This is a genomic window from Coleofasciculus sp. (genome assembly GCF_046565525.1).
In the GTDB taxonomy this organism is placed as follows: domain Bacteria; phylum Cyanobacteriota; class Cyanobacteriia; order Cyanobacteriales; family Coleofasciculaceae; genus Coleofasciculus.
Window position 1 is genome coordinate 15,254 of the sequence record NZ_JBKHUP010000087.1, and the last position, 19,898, is coordinate 35,151.

Here is a 19,898-nt window from a genome sequence, read left to right on the forward strand (position 1 = left end):
GGGTGGGCATTGCCCACCTGACTCCTAAATCCCGCGTCGAAATGCCCGAATCGCTTCCCCTGCATCAGTTTCCGCCATCAAAATACACTGTCTCAGCCAGTCAATATCAAGTTCACTCAATCCAGATAGCTGGCTGCGTTCAATGGGTTCATAACCACCATCTCCAAGATGATAAAGCTTCAATAATCCATCTTGCCAAAACCAAACCTCTGGAACGCCCAAAGCTTGATAGCGTTCTAATTTACTGGTATCTCCACTGGTGAAAACGACTTCAATCGACAAATCAGGAATCGGCTTGGCACTTCCGATACAAAAAGACTCGTCAGCTTGGGCGAAAACAACGCCGGGTTTTTCCTGAGTCATTGCCCCTGTAGGCTTAAAGAAGATTCCCTTTTCAACCAGAAACGTTGTGATTAAGTAACTAATAATACGAGCAAATGTTTCATGATCTTGCCCCGGCATGAGAATCTCGATCATCCCCTTATAATAACAGAGGCGCACTCCAGAGGAATCATCAAAACCCGTTTGAATACACTTAAACTGTTCCCAGGTTCCCTGATGAACAATGCGTTGATCGGTTGTTTTGTCAAGTAGTGGGGACATGGTATTCAGTTTTGGTTATCGCTGATAGGAGTTATAGAGGATTTCGCCAATTGTCGGCAATTGTAGGGGCTTGGTTACCAAGCCCTTACTTAAATGGGTGTTTCTTTTCAATCCCTGATAGGGATTATAGAGGATTTCGACTTAAGGAAGCGGCTTCCGATAGGGACAGAATAAAGAAGGTTTCAATCCCTGATAGGGATTATAGAGGATTTCGACCCTTTTCCCGGGTATCAAGGTAACTCCACCGATGTCGGTTTCGCAATGTGAGGTAATCCCCACCCCAACTTCTCACGCAACACCCGGAAAAACTCAGGCGGTTGCAAGCGAATAAATCGAGCCGAATAGCGCGATCGCTCAACCTGTACGTGATCCTCCGGTAACACATAACAGCCTGCATTCCCATCCACCACCATCACCAACTGATTTGGCGTCGCCGGAAACACCTTCACCTGTTCCGTATCCGCAAACACTAACGCTCTCGACGCCAAAGAATGAGGACAAATCGGCATCAACTGCAACACCGGCACCCCAGGAGTTACCACCGTTCCCCCCGCACTCAGGGAATAAGCCGTTGAACCCGTCGGAGTCGAAATAATCACCCCATCTGCAGCAATATCCACAGGAGAATGACGCCCAATTTGCACCTCAAAATGGCACATACAGGTCAAAGGTTCCCGGTGTAATACCATCTCATTCAAACACAGGGCTTCCCACCACATACATTCATCCCGCACCACCCGCACCAACAGCATGGTTCGTTCTTCAATCTCATACTCCCCCGCCATCATCTGTTCCATCGCCTGGGGAAGTTGATTCAGGTAAGCCTCGGTGAGGAATCCCATGTGACCGGTATTAATCGCCAGCAACGGAATCCCAAAGGGCGCTACTTGACGAAATGCCGCCATCACTGTACCGTCTCCGCCCAGAACGATCGCGAACGCCATCGCTTCATCAAATCCAGGCGCCGCCAGCTTATCTATGGGTGTATGACACACTGGAGAATCGGGACGGGAATAGCCTAAAAGTCCGCCAACACCCGTTGCCATATATACGTCCCAACCCGCAGCCATTAGCTGCTCTTGTAGCTCCTGTGCTACCCGACGAGCTACAGGTTTATAGTCGTTATAGATAATCCCTGCTTTGCCCACATTCACCAGTCCGTGTCATACATAATTATCTTCGTTGTAGCCATTTGGATAAGACTTGCTCGCTCAATTTAGACCCCCTTGACCAAAAAGCTTACACCAAAAAGCGACAATCTGTGTCATTGAACCATCAAAACTCTGGCACCAACTCAGGGCGGGTTTAGGTACATCTGGGTGCGTTCAAAAACGATAGTCGTGAAACCCGCCCCTACACAATCACGCGCCATTCCCTCGAACAAAGTCAACACTCAAAACTCTTGCACTCACTCAGGGCGGGTGCGAGTTACATCTGGGAGAGGGAGAGAATTCAAAGCCTTCTCTCTCTAACCCCCCTTTATACCCCCCTTTCAAAGGGGGGCTAGGGGGGATGGGGGCTAGGGGGGATGGAGAGAGGTTTTCCAGAGAGGTTTTCCCGATCATAAGAAAAGTCAGCCCCATCACCCATCAGAACTTAAGGTTGTTTCATCGGCGTCTTCTTCTTCTTCTTTTTCGCTTTGCTCTTCTCGTAATCAATTTCCCTAAGCTTCTTCATAATTCGGCTAAAGTACTCTTGCAGGTAGGCTTCCAATGTGGTTATTTCTTTCGGATCAAGACCAAAAACCGGATAAACCTCATCCATTGAAGCCGTCATCGGTTTCCCCGTGGCTATCACCTCCGTGAATGCCAATCGATCCGCGATATTCCAACCCCACTGGAAAAATCGGGTAATCTGGCGCATTGCCCGCAAGAAATTAAGCGGAAGTCGGGCAATTCTGGCATCCTTACCAGACAAGCGCTCACATAGATTAATAATCTCATCAGCTCGCCACGCCCGTGTTCCCACAACTGGAAAGGTTTTATGTCCCGTTTCCGGAACCTCAAGAGCGCGAACCGCAAATTTTGCTATATCCTGAGTATCCATGTACGCTGTGGGCGCCGCTTCCCCCGTAATCCAAACCGCTTGTCCTTCTAAGATTGGCACAGCATACTGCATAATCAGTCCTTGCATAAAGCCGGCGGGTTGCAAGATAGTGTAGTTCAATCCCGATTCCGCCAGAAAGACTTCAGTACACCGCTTAATCTCCATCAGCGGCACACGGGGAAATTTTTCACAATTAAGAATCGAGAAAAAGACAAAGCGTTCTACTCCCGCCGCCACAGCCGCTTGAATCAGCGCCACTTTGCCATCCCAGTCTACCTGTTTAATGGTTAGAGGTCCTGTTGGTCTAGAGGTTGCTGCATCTACAATGGCAGTTATGCCTTCAAGAGCAGGTGGTAACGTCTGTGGTTCACACAGATCCCCTTGAACCACTTCGGCTCCCCATTCTTTTAAAAACGTGGCTTTTCTAGGGCTGCGAACCATACAGCGTACCTGATGACCCTGATCCAGCGCCCGACGAACCACCTGTCTTCCTAAAGTGCCTGTTGCACCGACGACCAACAAGTTCATTTATAAACTTTTTGCCTGTAAACTTAACGTTTCTATAAGATTCTATCAGAAAGGCTTCAAAGATGCTCAAATATAGGGAAGTTTTCACCCTTCACGACCTTCAAGGGCATGGTGCGTGACCCAAGGCTAGCTTCGAGGGAAGCTGGTTTTGGGGGAGTCACGTCTCGACAAGCTCCCCCAGCTTCCCCATCAGGTTACCCTTCGCCGCCTTGGATTTTGAGTAACAAAAAGCCCAAACCCATACCCACGAGAATTAGGGTAAAGGATAGTACGGCAGCATTAAAAATTTCAGCGCTCATGTCTTATCTCCTCTTGCGATCGCTTTAGCAGGCTCTAAGTTTAAGATTATCGTGATTGGGTTCAAATCCAAAATGAAAACTGAGAAACATTTGTTTACACAACCGATGCGTCAACCCCTAGAGCGTCCCCGCTTAGCGGTAACCTTGGGTGATCCGGCTGGAATAGGTCCAGAGGTGGTACTCAAGGCGTTGGCGGATGAGGAGATTACTCAGGATGCTGAAATAACTGTCATTGGCAGTCGCTCTTTGTTACAGACGGCGTATAATCAACTACGGCAACAGTTGAATCCGACCACACCTCTAGCTGAACCGGATACCCTATCAATTTTAGATATTCCCCTAGACACCTCAACAGAAGATCAAATTACTCCGGGGTTGGGAAATGCGGTGAGTGGTGGTGCTTCTTTTGCTTACCTCCAGAGTGCGATCGCGCAAACCTTAGCGGGTCAGTTTCAGGGGATTGTCACCGCGCCAATTGCCAAGTCATTCTGGAAAGCCGCCGGACATGAGTATCCGGGTCAAACCGAAGTCCTGGCAGAATCTGCTGGTGTAGAGCGATTCGGTATGGCATTCGTGGCGCGATCGCCTCATACCAACTGGCTATTGCGGACACTCTTAGCGACAACCCATATTCCCTTGCATCAAGTCCCCCATACCTTAACCCCAGACTTGATGAAGTCTAAACTAGATTTACTGGTAGAGTGCTTACGCTTGGATTTTGGTGTAGAAACCCCGCGCATTGCAATTTCTGGGTTAAATCCCCACAGTGGCGAACAGGGACAGCTAGGAAGTGAAGAAAAAGACTGGTTGATTCCCTGGCTAGAACAGGAACGACAGCAACGTCCTCAGTTGCAATTGGATGGACCCGTACCACCCGATACCCTTTGGGTCAAAGCGGGTCAAGCCTGGTACGACAATCCAGAAATTCCCAATCTCCCCGATGCTTATTTGGCACTTTACCATGACCAAGGCTTAATTCCGGTTAAACTCATGGCATTTGACCGTGCGATTAACACAACGATTGGTCTACCTTTTGTGCGAACGTCTCCGGATCACGGTACGGCTTATGATATTGCAGGTCAGGGAATTGCCAATGCTACAAGTATGAAAGCAGCGATTCAATTAGCGGCACAATTGGTGCGACACAGACGAAAAGAAGTCATAGGTTATAAGTCATAAGTCATATTCTAGGGGCGGGTTTTACGGATAACGTTGGGCAAAAACTGATAACTCGACTAAACCCGTCCTCCGAAACATATTCTATTTCCTCTGTCAAGGTGTAATTCCTATAAACTAGATGTTAGCTTAGTGGTGCTGATCCTGAGTGCGATCGCCACATTTTTGGCGGTGGTGATCGCAAGTATAGAGAAAACACTCATCGCCGCCCCACCGGGACGGATATTAATTAATTGAAAAAATGAGTGCAACTTGTTTGTGAAAGAAGCAAACAACTGGGAATACTAAATAGAGGGAAAAGCCGTGAAGGATGGGTTACCAAGTTCACTGGAGTAACCCATCCTTATTAATCATCATGATTGACGTGGCTTAATCCTCAGACCATTGCCCTCGCGGCACGATTAAACTGATGGTTGAAATATTCTCTCCCTAGATTTAGTTAAATGGAAAACACCAATACTTTGACCTTTAACAATAACCTGACAGCCCATGTTGTTCAAGTCCACAGTTTTACTGCCTTGAGGACGGCGTTGCACCAGCTTGGTCTCGACCAACCACGCCCTACCCTAGCCCTCGTGGGTGGGGCGAGTAAGATTAGTGAGTCTGACAAAAATGATTTGCGACATCTTTTTATCGAAGTGATTGCGCCTCTAGCTGAACAACTGGGAATGGCAGTTGTGGATGGGGGTACGGATGCGGGGATTATGCAATTTATTGGTCAAGCGCGGACAAAGATTCGTGCGACATTCCCCTTAATTGGTGTCGCCGCCATTGGTACAGTTATCCTTCCTGGTGTTAAGAATGTGAATGCTGATGCGGAGATGCTAGAACCCAATCACACGCACTTTGTATTAGTTCCAGGCGGCAATTGGGGAGATGAATCACCCTGGTTATCTCAGATTGGTAGTCATTTAGCAAAAGGTTTACCCTCAGTTACGATTGTTGTGAATGGCGGCGAGATTACCTGGCAGGATGTGGCGCAAAGTGTGAAAGCCAAGCGACCTGCGATTGTCTTAGCCGGGAGTGGACGAACGGCGGATAAATTGGCAGCCGCGTTGCAGGGAGAGGTAACGGATGAGCGAGCTATAGATTTAGTAGCATCGGGACTTTTGCACGCTATTGAGATGAGTAAAGGTGCAGCAGCACTGGCTCCTCTGATTGGGCAGATGCTCTCTTTACCGCCAGATGTATTGTCAGAATAAATTAACTCCAGATAAGGTAGGAATAAGTATTGGTATTGACGCGGTTAAACCCTAGGTTTTAGAGTATGTGTAATCAGGAAATTGCTGCCAATCCAAGAGTTGTTATGACATAATAAAAATGAGTTAACTGAGACATTTGCTGCTGACCTGCTTTAAGTCTTGTCTGAATCGTTTGTTACTTAAAATCAATCATTCGTTGGGTCATTTGATACTGTCTTAAGCCCACCCTTGTTATATAGACTCTTGCAGATCAAGGTATAGAACGTGGCAAAAAAGAACTCTTATAGTCAATATCTTAGGAACCACCTGGGTAAATTAATCGATGAGACTGACTTACCCCCCTTGAAAAAGGAGTTTATGAAATCCCGATGGCTAGATCAAGTGCTGTGGTTGGAAGGACGGGCAACAAAGGAACGCGATCGCCATCACTCGCTGAGGCTACTGACGATTATCGGCGGTGTTATCGTCCCTGCCATGGTGGGATTCAACAGTACTAATCCTAGGATCAAGGAAATTGTCGGATGGTCAGCGTTCGGCTTGAGTCAAGCCGTAGCCATTTCAGCCGCCGTTGAAGAGTTTTTCTCTCATGGAGAAAAATACAAACAATTCCGTAATACAGCAGAAAATATGAAAATTGAGGGCTGGCAATTCCTGCAAATGGCTGGACCCTACAGCCAGTTTGAATCCCACGACGACGCTTATTCCACTTTTGCCTATCACGTTGAGCAGCTAATTCAGAAAGACGTGCAGGGTTTCGTGAGTCAGTTTGAAGAAAAAGAACAGAAGAGCAAGGAAAAGACAGCAGAAACAGTCGCTCAAAATGCCGAGCTAGCTCTGAGCAATCTCAATGAGCAAATGGAGTATCAAGCGCAATTGCGGCGGGAAGCGGAGAAACGCCGCTGGGAGGAAGAGCAGAAGCTTTTGCAAGGTGAATTTTCAGCACCGCCGGAACCGGATGCAACCAATGAGGAAGACGTCCAGCCAATCCCTTCGGTTACTTTAGAGGACTTGCCTATTTTAGGCGCCGCCGCGATGGCTTGGTTTGAAGAAGAAGAACCGGAAGAACCGAAAAAGCAGGAATCTTCAAACGGTAAAGGGAGCAGTGAGCCTGCCAAATCGGCTGTACCCCAACTGATTACACCGGAACAAGCGGCAAAAATTATGGATTGTCCCCTAGTCGATTGCCAGAAATATTTACCTGGGGTATTGGAGGCACTACAAAACTATGAAATCTTGGATAAGCAGGTGCTGATTGGTTTACTGGCAACAGTGCGGGTAGAAACTAACGGGTTTAAGCCAATTAATGAGTTTGGTGGACCCAAATATTTTACCAAACATTATGAAGGACGCCGTGATTTAGGGAATGTGCAACCGGGGGATGGGGCGAAGTATCACGGGAGAGGCTATATTCAGATTACAGGTCGAGCGAATTATCGCACTTATGGGCAAAAATTGGGGGTTGATTTGGAGAATAATCCTGAATTAGCTCTTGACCCGACAATTTCTGCTAAGATACTAGCTTGTTACTTCAAAGATAGAGGAGTCGCCACTGCCGCAAAGGTGGGAGATTGGCGCAAAGTCAGAAAATTGGTGAATGGTGGCTATAACGGTTGGGATGTTTTTTCTAAGTATGTTGATAAAGCTAAAGCGGTAATTGGTTAAGGTATGGAACCCACAGAAGAAGTTTTTTTTCAACTTCAGGAACTCAAAGAAGTAATCCAGGAGCTTAAAGAACAGATTAAAGAAATGCAAACGATGCATGAGGCGCAACAAGAGTCAATTACATCTTTGATTGCTCTGTCTCAGAAGCAGACGACGGTGATTGAGCAGCAAACCTCTGTGATTCAACAGTTGGTAAGTCGATAAGGGAACAATGTAGCTGCACTGGCTCATCGGATTGGACAGGTGCTGTCTTGACTCCAAATGGGGTGGGAATCAATACAGTTCAATTAATTGTTCTTCCCACTTCAGCGCTTTAGTTAGCAGTATTTAAGTTCTAGAAACCTGCATCGGGGCGGGTTTAGTCACATCTTTTGTGCAACCGAAAAGTAGAGACGTTGCATGCAACGTCTCTACACTCATCGTTGCGCCACATACCGTGAAAACTAAGGGCTATCATCAATGCAATACTCTAACTAGCTCCTTAACTTTAGCCGCCTGCCGATCCTTAAATTGCTCAGGAAAACTTAACTCTAGAGCAATTTTCTTAGGCGCAGAACTACTGCTATCACCAGGAACCAAGATTTCTAATGAGAGGATTTGGGTTAAAAATCGCTCCCGCGATTGGCTTAGGGGATCTTGACTTAAAAGCAAACCAACTAAGGGTTTTTCTTGCTGCATTTTATTTAAGTTATTGGGTTGAAGTAATTTAGCATTCGATGTGATAGAATCATCCAATTCCAACTGCAAGCTTCCCGTGCCAATTGCTGTCACAGTTGCCAAATAAAAGTCTCCTTCCCAAAACAGTTGAGCTGAGGCTTGAACCCGCTTGCGGACTTTGGCACTCCCTTTTTCCACTTTAAATTCTTGGAATGCACGGAAAAGACCTGTAGCCAAAAATCCTAAAGACTGCAACGGTTTATCCACATATTCCCGTGTTTGCGAATACCATTCCTTAACGTCAGAATACGTCACTAAGGTTAAATTATCTCGCTGTGCTTGGGTGACATTAATAAACTTAACCGCCAATTCCATTTGATGATCATTGATAGACTTTGCCACCACAATCTGAGCCTCCATAATCACCCTAGCCCCGTAATCACCCACTAATTCAACTTCAATTTCATCGGGTAAATTGGGTTGACCTTTGACTTCTAGGATCATGCGAGTTCCCGTTTCCGAAACATCCAGACTCACGCCACTCCAACTTTGGTCATAGCTGTAAATCGTTGCCCCAAGCCGTCGCCGTAAGCGGTGGGCGGTACGTTCTTGCGGTTGTTCAAAGGCAACCAGTAATGCTGCCATTAATAAAACCATGTTAAAGATACACCATAAGGCGTTAACCAAAACAGCCTCTGCATCCTCCGGACGCAGGATTAACCAAAAGGGAACTGACCCTAACGCCAGCAACACAAAAGCGGTAACACCTAAAAGCCCCCGTACAGATTGCCAATCAAAGTTGGAGAAGCTAAATTCCCGTTTGACGAGGGTCATGTCTTTGTCCGTGACGTTAAAAGAACCCAAATTGGGATTAATTAACGCCATCGTTGTCACATAGCCCGCCTGGAATGCCATGACAAATTCAAAGATTTCATTCCAGAAGGAAAAGCGTACATGCTTATAGGTAATGTAGTTAGCATTCAGGGACAGAAGGATATGAGGAAACGCATACGCCAAGGTTTCTAATCCCAAACCCTGAATTGGGTTGAGTCCAAACAGTAAGAACAGGGTAGGCGCGAGGGCATAAATCAGTCGGGGATAGCCGTAGAAGAAGTGAGACGTGGCGCTGAAATAACAAATCCGCTGTGGAATCGTCAAATTTAGCTTACGGTTGAGCACTGGATTTTCAATCCGCAAAATCTGCGCCATACCCCGCGCCCACCGGACTTGCTGACCCACATAGGAGGAAAAGTTCTCCGGGGCGAGACCCGCAATCATAATTTTGTCATAGTAAATCGACTTGTATCCCAGAGAATGCAGTCGGAATGCCGTGTGACAATCTTCAGTCACCGTCTCCGTGGCAATCCCACCAATCTGTAGGGCATATTCTTTACGAATTACCGCTGCTGAACCACAGAAAAAAGCCGCATTCCAAAAGTCATTCCCTTTTTGAAGTACCTTATAAAAAAGTTCATTACCAACCGGAATCCTGCCATCTGTACGCAAGTTCCGTTCAAAAGGATCAGGATTGAAAAACCAGTGAGGTGTTTGCACAAATGCCACTTTTGGATCAAAAAAGAAGCCGGCGGTATGTTTAAGAAAATCTCGCAGCGGAATATGGTCACAGTCAAGAATCATCACCAAATCCCCCTGCGTGCGGCGAAACGCGGTATTAATATTCCCCGCCTTGGCATGTTCGTTACTATCCCGCGTCATCATGGTGCAGCCAACTTCTTCACACATTTTCCGCAACTTCTCGCGACGAGCTTTATATTTTTCGGCTCGACCATCATCCAAAACATACACATGTTTTTTGTCATCTGGATAGTCAATTGCCATGGCTCCTATTGCAGTTTTGCGGACAATTTCCACATCTTCGTTGTAGGTAGGAATATAGATATCCACCTTGGGCCACTGGTCTTGAGGATATGCCGACAAATCGACCGGTTCACGGTCTTGAATATGCAGGGTTTGAAAATACGCCAGAACTAGCGTCAGGATGGCATAGAGTTCAGCCACCAACAACAGCACACAAAATAAGCCATTGAGAAAGGTATCAAAATTGAGCGTGTAGTTGAGGCGATAGTAGAGATAGCGAGATGTGGTCACTAAACTCAACCACACTAAAAATAAGTGGTAGTACTCACTAATTTGTTTGTCAGAAACGCGGTTTTCCGCCCGCACAACCACTTGCCCGATCGCCAAAAGAAAAACGGCAACAATACCCTGTTGCCAAACCTTGAGTGGGGTAACAATCAAGGGAATCGAGATCACCAGAAGAAACAGAACCAGCCATTTCAAATGGCTCAAGCCAATTCGTGCCAGCGATCGGTCAAAAAACCCAGGCACGCCATCAACTAGCCAGTCAGTGGCGAAGGGACGTTGGGGACGAAATCGCTGGAATTTAGACGAAAACGAAGACATATTCAACGGTATGGGTTAGTGAATAAAAAAGCAGGAGGCTCCCAGGCAGAAGGCTAACTCTGACCAATGACAAAGGACAAATGACCAATAACTAATGACTCTTTTGATCACTAAGCCGCTTGAGATAGAACTGAGAAATTCCATACAGCAGCAGCGCGATGACAAAAATGCCAGCCGGTAAAAAGAACCAGTTATCTTGAATAAAGCGAGACGCCTTACTCAAAAGTCCCGTATTTTCAACGCGACGAGTTGAGGGCGCACGTTCCAGGAATTCCAATGTGTAGGCATCAGGGTCATAGCTAGTTGCGTCTTGCTGATTGCTGCTAATCAGGACTGTATCTTCCTGTAGTTGGAAGAACCAAGGATCTTTGCTAATCACCTGCCGCACTCGTTCCAACCCATCCGCCGTCTGTGCAGTTAGCGCCAACAGCACCCGTTCTTTGTTATCTGGCGACATGATTTCCTTAATCATGCCTTCGTTATCTGGTAAGGCTTGAATGCGACCTTGATTCCACTGGCGAGAAAAAGCATCCTGCAAGCGGAAGCCACTGCCATCAAACACCTCTGGAAAGGGAAATTGCTCTCTTGTACCAATTCCCACCAAATGGTGTCCCTCGCGTACTTCAGCAGGCAACGTCGTCGTTGTATAGGCATCCAAGTTGACCGAATCCGCCTTACTGAGTCGTCCCAGACGTTCGCTAAAGGATAACATCGTCAGCAAATCCGTATCACTAGGGGAATCCGGCACAACAATCGCGGTTCTGGACAAATCCTGAGGTGCCGCAAAGGGATAACCTTCCTGCAACAGTTCTAAATCGGGGAGTTGCACCGATTGTTGGCGGTTTAGGTTAAAGCTAGTGTCTGCATGGAGGGTTCCTGTCAATTGTTGGTCGGTGACGTTACCGCATACGCCCGGTTCTCTGGGATTGAGTCGGAATGCTACTTCCAGTTGGGAATCAGGTTTGATTAAGTGAGGCGGCAGATCCACTTTCAAGCTTTTTCGCTTGGCGCCGTCTTCTGAGGTTAACCGTGCCCCACCGATAAACGTCCCATCCAGTAAAACTTCTACCGCAGAGGTACGGGGATTGATTTGCGGACCATAGCTATAGCGCAGGGTCATGGAACTCCCCCGCGTAAATTGGTCATCTGGCAAAGCGTGAAAATCAATTAGAATCGGGGGCGCCGCTGACCCACGTACTGTGATGTCTTCAACTGGATCACCGTTGGCTTTGGTTTGAATTTCGCTGAGGGTAAAGGAATTTTTTTCCGGTAAATAAGCGGGCCAATTCCGGAGTGATGGAGTGTCTACCTCTTTGAGATTATCCACTAATACGGCTTGACCTGTGCCAAATTTACGGCTCTCAGGCTGGACTAAAAACTGAGCAGCTTTGGCAACACCGTCGGCGCTATTTCCGGTCACGACTAAAACGGGAACGGCTCCATCTAAAGTCGTGGTCATCATCAAGATACCCACGTCACCGGGTAAAGGGACTTGGTTCCCATCTAAAATTTGGTCGCCACTGATGCTAAAGGGCAAATCCAAATCCGCTAACACCGGTTGCTCGGCGGGTGTACCAATGACGATCAACCGTTGACCCCACTCCACATCCTCCAAATCGTTGATGATTTCCGTGTCAATGGGACGGAATTCAGCCATTCTGCCTAACCCGGCTTGAAAGCGAGACGCGGCGGTTAACCAGGTATCGTTAACCTTGGGCAGAAGATAAGCAATACGATTGGTATCTAAACTGAGGTCGTCAAAGAAGGGATAGGGATAGCGGCTAAAGTTGAGCGGAATCGGTTGGGGCTGATATTCCAACTGTAATTCTGAATCGGGTAACACTTCTGTCCAAAGCGTGGGATCACCCGGATTGCTACATTCTTCGTCATTACTCTGTCGGGCGACAATTACCAGTTCGTTATAGTCCTGAATCAGTTGGGGTCGGATATTGAAGAGTACGCTGCCAACTTCCGATTGTTGACGGTTAAGGGGAACTGAACCCACACTCGCGCCATTAATTTGTACCGTGAGATTGGAGTCCTTGGCAATCAGGGCGGGTGAATGTTGGAAACGAATCAAAGCTTTAGCCCCTTGGATTTCCCAGCCTCGGGGACGGGTAAAGCCGAGTCGAGCTTCGGAATATACCCCTCGGAAGCGGAAGCGATTACCCACGATGGGTGAGCGATTAAATTGGAGGATGTACTCCCCAGTTGGTAGGGGTTCAGCATCCGCCGTTTCTTCCTCGCGCTCAGCCGGAGATGGTGCTGGAGAACGACGCGCTGGTGCCGGTTCCTCTTCCCTTGGGGATGACGCCGGAGAGCGACGCGCTGGTGCGCTTGATGCTGGCGCCGAGCGAGTGGGCTGGTTCTGAGGTGGCGGTTGACTGGGTGCTGGCGTCGTTCGCTTGCGCGTTGGCGATGTGGATTTTTGCGGGGGGGACGCCGGGAGTGGTTTGTAAACGGGCGCCTTCTCGGGAGCAGTAGGTAAGGTGTATTCGCGAATTAACTGATCTTCCTGCTCTTGCAGGCTGTTGTCGCTTTGAGCGACGGCAAAGTTGGTAGTGAGCACCAGTCCGACGACTAAAACGCTACACAGAAGCAACAATCCGAGTCGTGTTCCATTAGATACACGGTTGGAGTGTTGACGTCCGCGATGGCTTGAAGGAGTTGGAGATTGGAAGTGGCGAAACAGGCGTTTCATAGGAGAACTCTTACGGTTGATGGAAATGCCCAGTTACTATTGCTTGGGGACTGAATTATGGGATTCCAGATATCTGGAATTCGGGGATGTTTAAACGAGCCAATTTGGTCGGTTGGGTTTGGCTATTGCTCTACCCAAACGACTTTTGCCAAACGGACAGGCTCCCATAAACGATGGCAAGGGACATCATTTATTCCCGGAACCCGCCAAAATTAGGATTGTCTGTAGATAGCATTCCCGCTTCAGTCCAACGAGTAACAGGTTGACTTAACCTGGTTATTTGTAGAAACGGTGGTGACATTTTTCTAGCCCTCTGAATCGGTATTCGACTGGATGCCACCCTGATTTAAGATGCGATTATTCGGGGTTACGAATAAATTCTCAACGGTTTAAAGCCTTGACAGACCTTATCGACCTCTGTATCATTGCTTTATCGATTTCTCTGAAAACTGCGGCTGGGGTTGAAAAAACTGAGAATTTTTAACCAGGTCGGGTGATATAAGTGCTATCCAAGCTAAGTTTTGGGTATAGTAAGCAGATTCATCATCCCAAATTCCCTGATTGTATTGCGGTAAAAGTTTACCCTCCAGTATTTGCTCAGCTATAGCGGGGTTAATTAAGCGCATAGCTGGGTAAAGCATGGCATATTGGGAGGTTGCATCGTATTTGACCAAAGATTCTCCATCTAGGTTAATTCGAGCAGGCAAGCGAGAGGTCGATTGCCATTGGTCTTGAAGATATTGAGTTGCTATTTTCAGATAATTCAGCGCTTCGGTTGATTGGAACCATTCGGCATCCCAAGCGACTCGCCACCAGACGCGGTACGCATCAAAGCTATAGACGCTTTTCAGTTTGCTTTTTGAGGGTATGGACTGGAATTGATTGGTTTTGAAATCCAGAGCAATCCAATCACTAGGTAACCCAACCGCCGAAACTTGAGAGGAGTTCTCCAAGACGTAGTAGCTACTGTCTACTAAACTCAGCCAGTTTCGTTCGGGATCAACCTGAGCAAACAGGCGAAACGCATAAGGGGCGAGATAGGACGGATTAAGATAAATCGTCGATGGCGACGGGACAAAGGCTTCCTTTGGTCCAGGGAGCAGATAACGCTTCCCATCAGGTCCTGCGATGGTGGAATACTCCCACAAATCGCGCAACTTGATTCGCGCTAACTCTAGGTACTCCGGGCGATTCCAGCGGCGGTATGCCCAAATTAATGCTGTAATCGCATCAATATCAGCATCGCTGGCAAAATTTCGATCAATGGCGCCCCAATTTCCCTCATCGTCCTGACCCCACAGCCAAACCCAAAGATTGTCTTCGAGTTCGCCTGTTTTTGAGAGTCGATGCAGGTTCTCTTCTGCCCAGTTTAAGGTAAGGGCAAATGTGCTTGGGTCATTAATCAATACAGCCCTGAGCATAGCGTAGGCTTGTCCTTCTGAGGTAGAGCGATCGCTGGCTTCGTAGTCGATCACTCGCCCGTCTTCTTGAATAAATTGTTGTTTGTAGATGACCCAGCTTTGTTCGAGTATATCCTGAATAGCCGTCGATGGGGATAAAGTTGGAAAATCAGCAACCGGGGAAGCCGTTGCTGTGGGTGGGGAAGGGGATACAGACGCTTCCGGCTGTTCGGGTTCGGAGAATTTTATGGACACACAACTGGTGAGATTCAACAGCAGTAACATAGCGCTTGTAGTAAGCGCTAAAGCGCTTCTGGCACTAAAGTGCCTACTACGAACCCAGCTTTTAAGAACCCTTGCCAACTTTCCCCCCAAATCTATGATTTTTCCTTTGTCATTTGTCATTTGTCATTTGTCATTTGTCATTTGTCATTTGTCATTCGTCATTCATCATTTGTCATTCGTCATTCGTCATTTGTAGGGGCGAAGCATTTGGGGGGCTATCTGATGATACTTGTCCAAAATATTATACCCAAATGCTTCGCCCAGCTCCGGTGATGTCGTTGATGGATAAAACGGATAAAATCGGGGCGGGTTTAGTTACATTAGTGATTGAACCTGAATGTTATCAGTAAAACCCGCCCCTACCCATTCAAAACCGTTCCCACGGGGGTTGAAATCCTCGTCGTTGTAAAAAGTCTTCCTGAATTTGTTGCCTTTGATTTGATAATTCTGGATTGAGGGTTCCTCCTTGTTGAAGTTGCTCTACTTGTATCGCTTCCAAATCCGCTAAGGCTTCAAGTTGATAGTCTTGAACCCGTTTGAGACTAATCATCGCCTGACGAATCCCTTGATCATTGGGTTCAAGTGCCAAGGCTTGGGAATAAAGATTGCTGGCTTCATCCAATCGTCGTTGTTGAAATCGAACGCCAGCTAGTGCTGATAATGCCTCTTGATTATCAGGTTGCGCCGATAAAATTAACTGGTATGCTTGTTCTGCTAGTTCTAAATCATCGATAGCTTGACCAATTTGCCCTTGTAAGAAGTAGTTGCGGATGTTAGTAGGATCTCGCGCTACCAGTTGCGCTACCCTAACCCGGGCTTGTTCGGGACTGCGTTGAGCGATAAGCTGAATCGCTCGGATTTGCACAGGCAGGTTCGTCGGATCAATCTGAAGTAGTCTGTTATAGAGTGCCTCGCGTTGGGGAGACGGGGGTAATGCTCCCACCAGAGTAAATAACTCCGAAGGCGCATTGGTGGCGGGTTGAGTCTGTAACCAATAGTTGAGAACCCCTTGGGCTTGGGACTCAGAAATCAGATCCGCCTGGTATGCTAGGTTGGCACGCGCTAGTTGTAATGTCGTCTCCTGGGGATTGCGGGCAATTAACTGGTCAAATACGGCTAGGGCTTCCGTGGGACGATTTTGTTGCAGCCGAACATTCGCTAGCCCCCGTATAGCCCCGTTGAGAATATCCCGTTCTGAAGGATTACTGGCAATTAAGGCTTGGTAGCGCTGGGCGCTGGCTTCTAAGTTCCCTTCACGACGCTCAATTTCTGCGGCTAACAACTGTGGGGCTACGTCTTCAGCACCTGCGGGGGTTGCTGCATAAGCCGCTAACGCCTGTCTTGCTCCCGGTAGGTTATTGTTATCCAGCAAAATCTGGGCGATGCGGAAATTTAAGAAGGGAGCATTTACACCCGATTGGAGGAGACTGGTGTAAATGGGTAATAATTCCGGTCCTGGGGGTTCAATCCCGGCTAAGGCTTGGGCGATCAGTTGTCGTTCACTGGGATCGGCGGGTAGCGGTTGCAGGGCGCTCAATAGACGGGCTTTGAGTTCAGCTTCGGAAATTAAACCCAGTTCCCGTTCCAACGCCACTTGCTTGACTAAGAGGGTGCGGTCATTGGGTTGTAAGCTTAATAATTGCCGATAGAGATTTAGGGCGGTTTGCTGTTCGTTGGGTAACCCACTAAATATATCAGCAATTTCACGCAAAAGTTTGGGTTCGGGATTGGGGGTTTGATTGAGCGCCTGACGGTACAGATTTGCTACTTGTTGGGTCAGGGCTTGGTTACCCGTCTGATTGCGAATTTCATTTAAGGCTCGTGCTAACGGTAAGGTAGCATTGGGATTTCCTTGCAGGGGTGTTAAGACATTTAGCGCTTCAGTCGGCTGCTGATTGGCAAGATAGGCTTGGGATAAGGCCGCTCGGGTGAAGATGGCTAACTGCGGATCAGAGAGGAGTTGGGGCGATCGCAGTTGTCCTTCCAAAACCTGTACCGCAGCCGCTGGATTCCCGGTGTCTTGTAAGGCGCGGGCGTAAGCAACAGCAGGATACCCGGTAATTTGTCCCCCTGTCATCAGATAGCGGTTAAACAGTTCCAATCCCCGTTGCGAATCACCGCTATTGGTAAAGGTTTCGGCGGCTCCGAGAAGAATATCCGGTGTGGGATTTCCTTGTAGAACAATTTGATAGTCCGCCAAGGCTTCGGCAAATCGTTGCTGAAAGCCGTAGAGTTTGGCTCGCAAAGCCCGGGCTTCGATATCGTTGGGGTTGAGATTCAGTAATGTGGTCAGTGCTTCAATTCCCTGAACCTGCCATTCCGATCGATAAGTGCCAAATAGACCCACCGACTTTAAGGCTAGTTCATTTGTGGGGTCTTGCGCCAATACTCGTTGATAGGCATTCCACGCTTGATCAACATTTCCTTGTCGTCGATGAGCGATCGCTAGACCTAACTTGGCATCCAAGGAATCAGGATAGCGCCGCACCGCTGCCTCAAATGCCGCGATCGCGTCTTGGACTCGTCCTTGACTCAGCAGTGAAAAGGCTTGGCGGACTTCTGTGGGTACTGTTTGGGCATGAACAGCCGGTATGGTGTAAACCATCGGTGCGCTAATCACTAATCCAGCTAGTCCTAATCCAATGAGTTTAGTCATTTGTTATTCGTCATTCGTCATTCGTCATTCGTCATTTGTCATTGGCGAACCGGGGATTGGGCTCTCGCATTCGCGTTGACACTTTGGTAGAAAACCGATAGATTTGGGCGCGAAGGCTTCGCCCCTACAAATGGATCTGCTCCCCCTGCTCTGTTCAATTTCCTCGGGGAATTACATCGAATTCGGTTTTTAAGCGCACACCGACATCCGTTTCCGAGAAGTTATTGCGTTGCTGGAGGGTAAATCCCAGACGAAGATTGGGTAAAAATCGGAAATCATAGAATAGCTCTAAAACATCTGGATCTTCTTGACTTTCGTTATTCGATAATTCTTGACCATACCCTAATCCTAGGCGATCATTTTGGGTAAATACATCCAAAAAGCTAACACCAAAACTATAGGTCGTAGCCGCTTCGTCAATTTCGCGGTTGATATACCGACCATAGCGACCAAAGACCCCCATATTCCACTCTGGAATAAAATATTCAGCATTGAGACCATAAGCCTCTTCCCGATCATCTTCTTCGATTCCAAAATTATTATCCCCGCGTGCGATGGAGAAAATTTCGTTAAATCCTGTCTCTGAACCCCCGTCGCGATCAGTAGCATAAGTACCGCGAATAATGCCATTGCCATAGCGCAGACCAATTTCTCCAGCAAATCCATCTAAAGCAAAATCACCGATACTTGCCGATGATGAAAAAGCCGCCGCTTTGGCTTCAATATTGTCAGTCAGTGTCCAATTGACCAAGAAGCCGGGGCGAGGGGAAATTCCAGTAGCACTTAGGGCAGGATTTGTTTGAAAAACGGGATTAAAGAAATGGGTGACGCCATCTTTAGCAAAGCTGTTGCGATCAAAGTAAGAGGTTAAGTCTAATTGACCGATAACAAAGCGTAAATTCGGCAAATCGGTAAACGGAGCTGTGGCAAAATAAAGTTCGTTAATGTTTAATCCTTGGTTGGGAGAATCAGCTAAGCCACTATCTTCGCTGGTTAAATCCAATGTGGCAGCAAATAGCGCCCTAGGAGTTAGGGGATAGACTCCAGCCAACCGCGCCCTCGCTACCGATGAGTCGCCCTGTACCACATAAGTTCCTTGGAACTGTAAGGAGGGATCTCGCAACGCTGTGCTGCGTAGCAGGGAAGATGCTGGTTGATTGGGCTGGGTTGGGTCAAACTGAGGAGTCTCCACTGGAGGGAGCAGGTTTGGGTTAGGAGTACCGGGTACAACGACTGGATTGGGTGACACGAAAGGAGACTGTGCCAAGGAATTATTCCCGTTCAACCCGTTTGAGTTAGGATTAACCGTTGGGGGTAACGCCGCTTGAGTTTGTGGCAGGGAATAAAACTGTCCTCCACTGGGATTATAGGCATTAAAACTTTGGGAATTTGGGTTAATCGGTGCGGGCAAGGGAACTTGGTTTTGGGGGAAGGAATAAAACTGCCCGACACCTGGATTATAGCCATTAAAACTTGGGGAATTTGGGTTAATCGGTGCAGGTAAGGGAACTTGGTTTTGCGGTAGATAAGAAAACTGCCCGACACCTGGATTATAGCCGTTAAAACTTGGGGAATTTGGGTTAACTGGTGCGGGTAAGGGAACTTGGTTTTGCGGTAGATAAGAAAACTGCCCGACACCTGGATTATAGCCGTTAAAACTTTGGGAATTTGGGTTAACTGATGGAGGTAAGGGAGCTTGGTTTTGGGGGAAGGAATAAAACTGCCCTGCACCTGGGTTGTAGCCGTTAAAACTCTGGGAATTTGGGTTAATCGGTGCGGGTAAGGGAACTTGGTTTTGGGGGAAGGAATAAAACTGCCCTGCACCTGGGTTATAGCTATTAAACCCAACTGGAGTTTGAGTGGGTGGCATTGACCAAACTTGCGGCGTTTGGGGGATGTAAGCAAACTGCCCGCCTCCAGGGTTATAAGGATTTGCTCCCATTGGGACTCCCATGGATTGTATTGGCACCAGGATTAGGGTTTGAGGCATATAGGGAACTTGTCCCCCTCCTGGATTATAGATGCTGCCCCCGATTGGCATTCCCATGGTTTGTACGGGTACTAGAATGACAGCTTGAGGCATGTAGGGAACTTGTCCCCCTCCTGGATTGTAAGGATTTGCTCCCCCAGGAAAGCCCAGAGTTGACGCAGGTATAAAGTTTGGAGTTGGGGCAAAGGAAGAGGATTGTCCCCAGGTGGGGTTGTAGGAATTGATGCCCATAGCCGCTCCAGTACCGGGCATAGGGATAATGTTGGGCG

Annotated in this window: 14 protein-coding genes; 5 read left to right on the forward strand and 9 right to left on the reverse strand. The window is 47.7% G+C overall.

Annotated features, from left to right (window positions below):
• Positions 1–24 precede the first annotated feature (24 nt).
• The 4 genes from ACLGGO_RS26155 to petM all read right to left on the reverse strand — a co-directional run bounded on the left by ACLGGO_RS26155 (position 25) and on the right by petM (position 3,476).
• The gene (locus ACLGGO_RS26155; RefSeq protein WP_446421464.1) at positions 25–603 is read right to left on the reverse strand and encodes a Uma2 family endonuclease; all 579 of its coding nucleotides are present in this window, start codon (positions 601–603) and stop codon (positions 25–27) included.
• Positions 604–833: 230 nt separating this feature from the next.
• Positions 834–1,751, reverse strand: coding sequence for an NAD(+) kinase (locus ACLGGO_RS26160; RefSeq protein ID WP_446339399.1), 918 nt, complete (start codon positions 1,749–1,751; stop codon positions 834–836).
• A gap of 448 nt (positions 1,752–2,199) precedes the next feature.
• Positions 2,200–3,177: an SDR family oxidoreductase gene (locus tag ACLGGO_RS26165; RefSeq protein ID WP_446421465.1), complete on the reverse strand. Its 978-nt coding sequence runs from the start codon at positions 3,175–3,177 to the stop codon at positions 2,200–2,202.
• A 194-nt stretch (positions 3,178–3,371) separates the two neighbouring features.
• The gene (gene petM, locus ACLGGO_RS26170; RefSeq protein WP_446339326.1) at positions 3,372–3,476 is read right to left on the reverse strand and encodes a cytochrome b6-f complex subunit PetM; all 105 of its coding nucleotides are present in this window, start codon (positions 3,474–3,476) and stop codon (positions 3,372–3,374) included.
• Between the two features lie 72 nt (positions 3,477–3,548).
• On the opposite strand from petM, the gene pdxA reads away from it, so the two are divergent.
• The 4 genes from pdxA to ACLGGO_RS26190 all read left to right on the forward strand — a co-directional run bounded on the left by pdxA (position 3,549) and on the right by ACLGGO_RS26190 (position 7,720).
• A complete protein-coding gene (gene pdxA / locus ACLGGO_RS26175; protein WP_446421466.1) occupies positions 3,549–4,655 on the forward strand; it encodes a 4-hydroxythreonine-4-phosphate dehydrogenase PdxA in 1,107 nt (368 codons plus the stop codon).
• 440 nt (positions 4,656–5,095) lie between these two features.
• Entirely contained in the window at positions 5,096–5,854 is a 759-nt protein-coding gene (locus ACLGGO_RS26180; RefSeq protein ID WP_446339328.1) for a hypothetical protein, read from the forward strand.
• 264 nt (positions 5,855–6,118) lie between these two features.
• Positions 6,119–7,516 carry a DUF4231 domain-containing protein gene (locus ACLGGO_RS26185; RefSeq protein ID WP_446421467.1) on the forward strand — a complete coding sequence of 466 codons (1,398 nt, stop codon included), beginning with the start codon at positions 6,119–6,121 and terminating at the stop codon, positions 7,514–7,516.
• A gap of 3 nt (positions 7,517–7,519) precedes the next feature.
• The gene (locus ACLGGO_RS26190; protein ID WP_446339330.1) at positions 7,520–7,720 is read left to right on the forward strand and encodes a hypothetical protein; all 201 of its coding nucleotides are present in this window, start codon (positions 7,520–7,522) and stop codon (positions 7,718–7,720) included.
• Positions 7,721–7,972: 252 nt separating this feature from the next.
• Here ACLGGO_RS26190 and ACLGGO_RS26195 read toward each other — a convergent pair whose 3' ends face one another.
• Together ACLGGO_RS26195 and ACLGGO_RS26200 are read right to left on the reverse strand one after the other, a co-directional pair.
• Entirely contained in the window at positions 7,973–10,597 is a 2,625-nt protein-coding gene (locus tag ACLGGO_RS26195; protein WP_446421468.1) for a glycosyltransferase family 2 protein, read from the reverse strand.
• A 91-nt stretch (positions 10,598–10,688) separates the two neighbouring features.
• Entirely contained in the window at positions 10,689–13,298 is a 2,610-nt protein-coding gene (locus ACLGGO_RS26200; RefSeq protein ID WP_446421469.1) for a cellulose biosynthesis cyclic di-GMP-binding regulatory protein BcsB, read from the reverse strand.
• A 57-nt stretch (positions 13,299–13,355) separates the two neighbouring features.
• On the opposite strand from ACLGGO_RS26200, the gene ACLGGO_RS26205 reads away from it, so the two are divergent.
• Positions 13,356–13,514, forward strand: coding sequence for a hypothetical protein (locus ACLGGO_RS26205; protein WP_446339336.1), 159 nt, complete (start codon positions 13,356–13,358; stop codon positions 13,512–13,514).
• 206 nt (positions 13,515–13,720) lie between these two features.
• Here the strand turns inward: ACLGGO_RS26205 and ACLGGO_RS26210 are convergent, their stop codons facing one another.
• From ACLGGO_RS26210 to ACLGGO_RS26220, 3 genes are all read right to left on the reverse strand, one after another.
• Entirely contained in the window at positions 13,721–15,103 is a 1,383-nt protein-coding gene (locus ACLGGO_RS26210; protein WP_446421470.1) for a glycosyl hydrolase family 8, read from the reverse strand.
• Positions 15,104–15,350: 247 nt separating this feature from the next.
• The gene (locus tag ACLGGO_RS26215) at positions 15,351–17,639 is read right to left on the reverse strand and encodes a tetratricopeptide repeat protein (RefSeq protein WP_446421471.1); all 2,289 of its coding nucleotides are present in this window, start codon (positions 17,637–17,639) and stop codon (positions 15,351–15,353) included.
• A 154-nt stretch (positions 17,640–17,793) separates the two neighbouring features.
• Positions 17,794–19,898: hypothetical protein (locus ACLGGO_RS26220; protein WP_446421472.1), on the reverse strand; the 2,105-nt coding region annotated here is incomplete at its 5' end.

Coding starts and splice junctions, on each gene's coding strand:
- ACLGGO_RS26155 (WP_446421464.1), bottom strand. CDS start 603: ATGTCCCCACTACTTGACAAAACAACCGATCAACGCATTGTTCATCAG.
- ACLGGO_RS26165 (WP_446421465.1), bottom strand. CDS start 3,177: ATGAACTTGTTGGTCGTCGGTGCAACAGGCACTTTAGGAAGACAGGTG.
- petM (WP_446339326.1), bottom strand. CDS start 3,476: ATGAGCGCTGAAATTTTTAATGCTGCCGTACTATCCTTTACCCTAATT.
- pdxA (WP_446421466.1), top strand. CDS start 3,549: ATGAAAACTGAGAAACATTTGTTTACACAACCGATGCGTCAACCCCTA.
- ACLGGO_RS26180 (WP_446339328.1), top strand. CDS start 5,096: ATGGAAAACACCAATACTTTGACCTTTAACAATAACCTGACAGCCCAT.
- ACLGGO_RS26190 (WP_446339330.1), top strand. CDS start 7,520: ATGGAACCCACAGAAGAAGTTTTTTTTCAACTTCAGGAACTCAAAGAA.
- ACLGGO_RS26195 (WP_446421468.1), bottom strand. CDS start 10,597: ATGTCTTCGTTTTCGTCTAAATTCCAGCGATTTCGTCCCCAACGTCCC.
- ACLGGO_RS26200 (WP_446421469.1), bottom strand. CDS start 13,298: ATGAAACGCCTGTTTCGCCACTTCCAATCTCCAACTCCTTCAAGCCAT.
- ACLGGO_RS26205 (WP_446339336.1), top strand. CDS start 13,356: ATGGGATTCCAGATATCTGGAATTCGGGGATGTTTAAACGAGCCAATT.
- ACLGGO_RS26210 (WP_446421470.1), bottom strand. CDS start 15,103: ATGACAAATGACAAAGGAAAAATCATAGATTTGGGGGGAAAGTTGGCA.
- ACLGGO_RS26215 (WP_446421471.1), bottom strand. CDS start 17,639: ATGACTAAACTCATTGGATTAGGACTAGCTGGATTAGTGATTAGCGCA.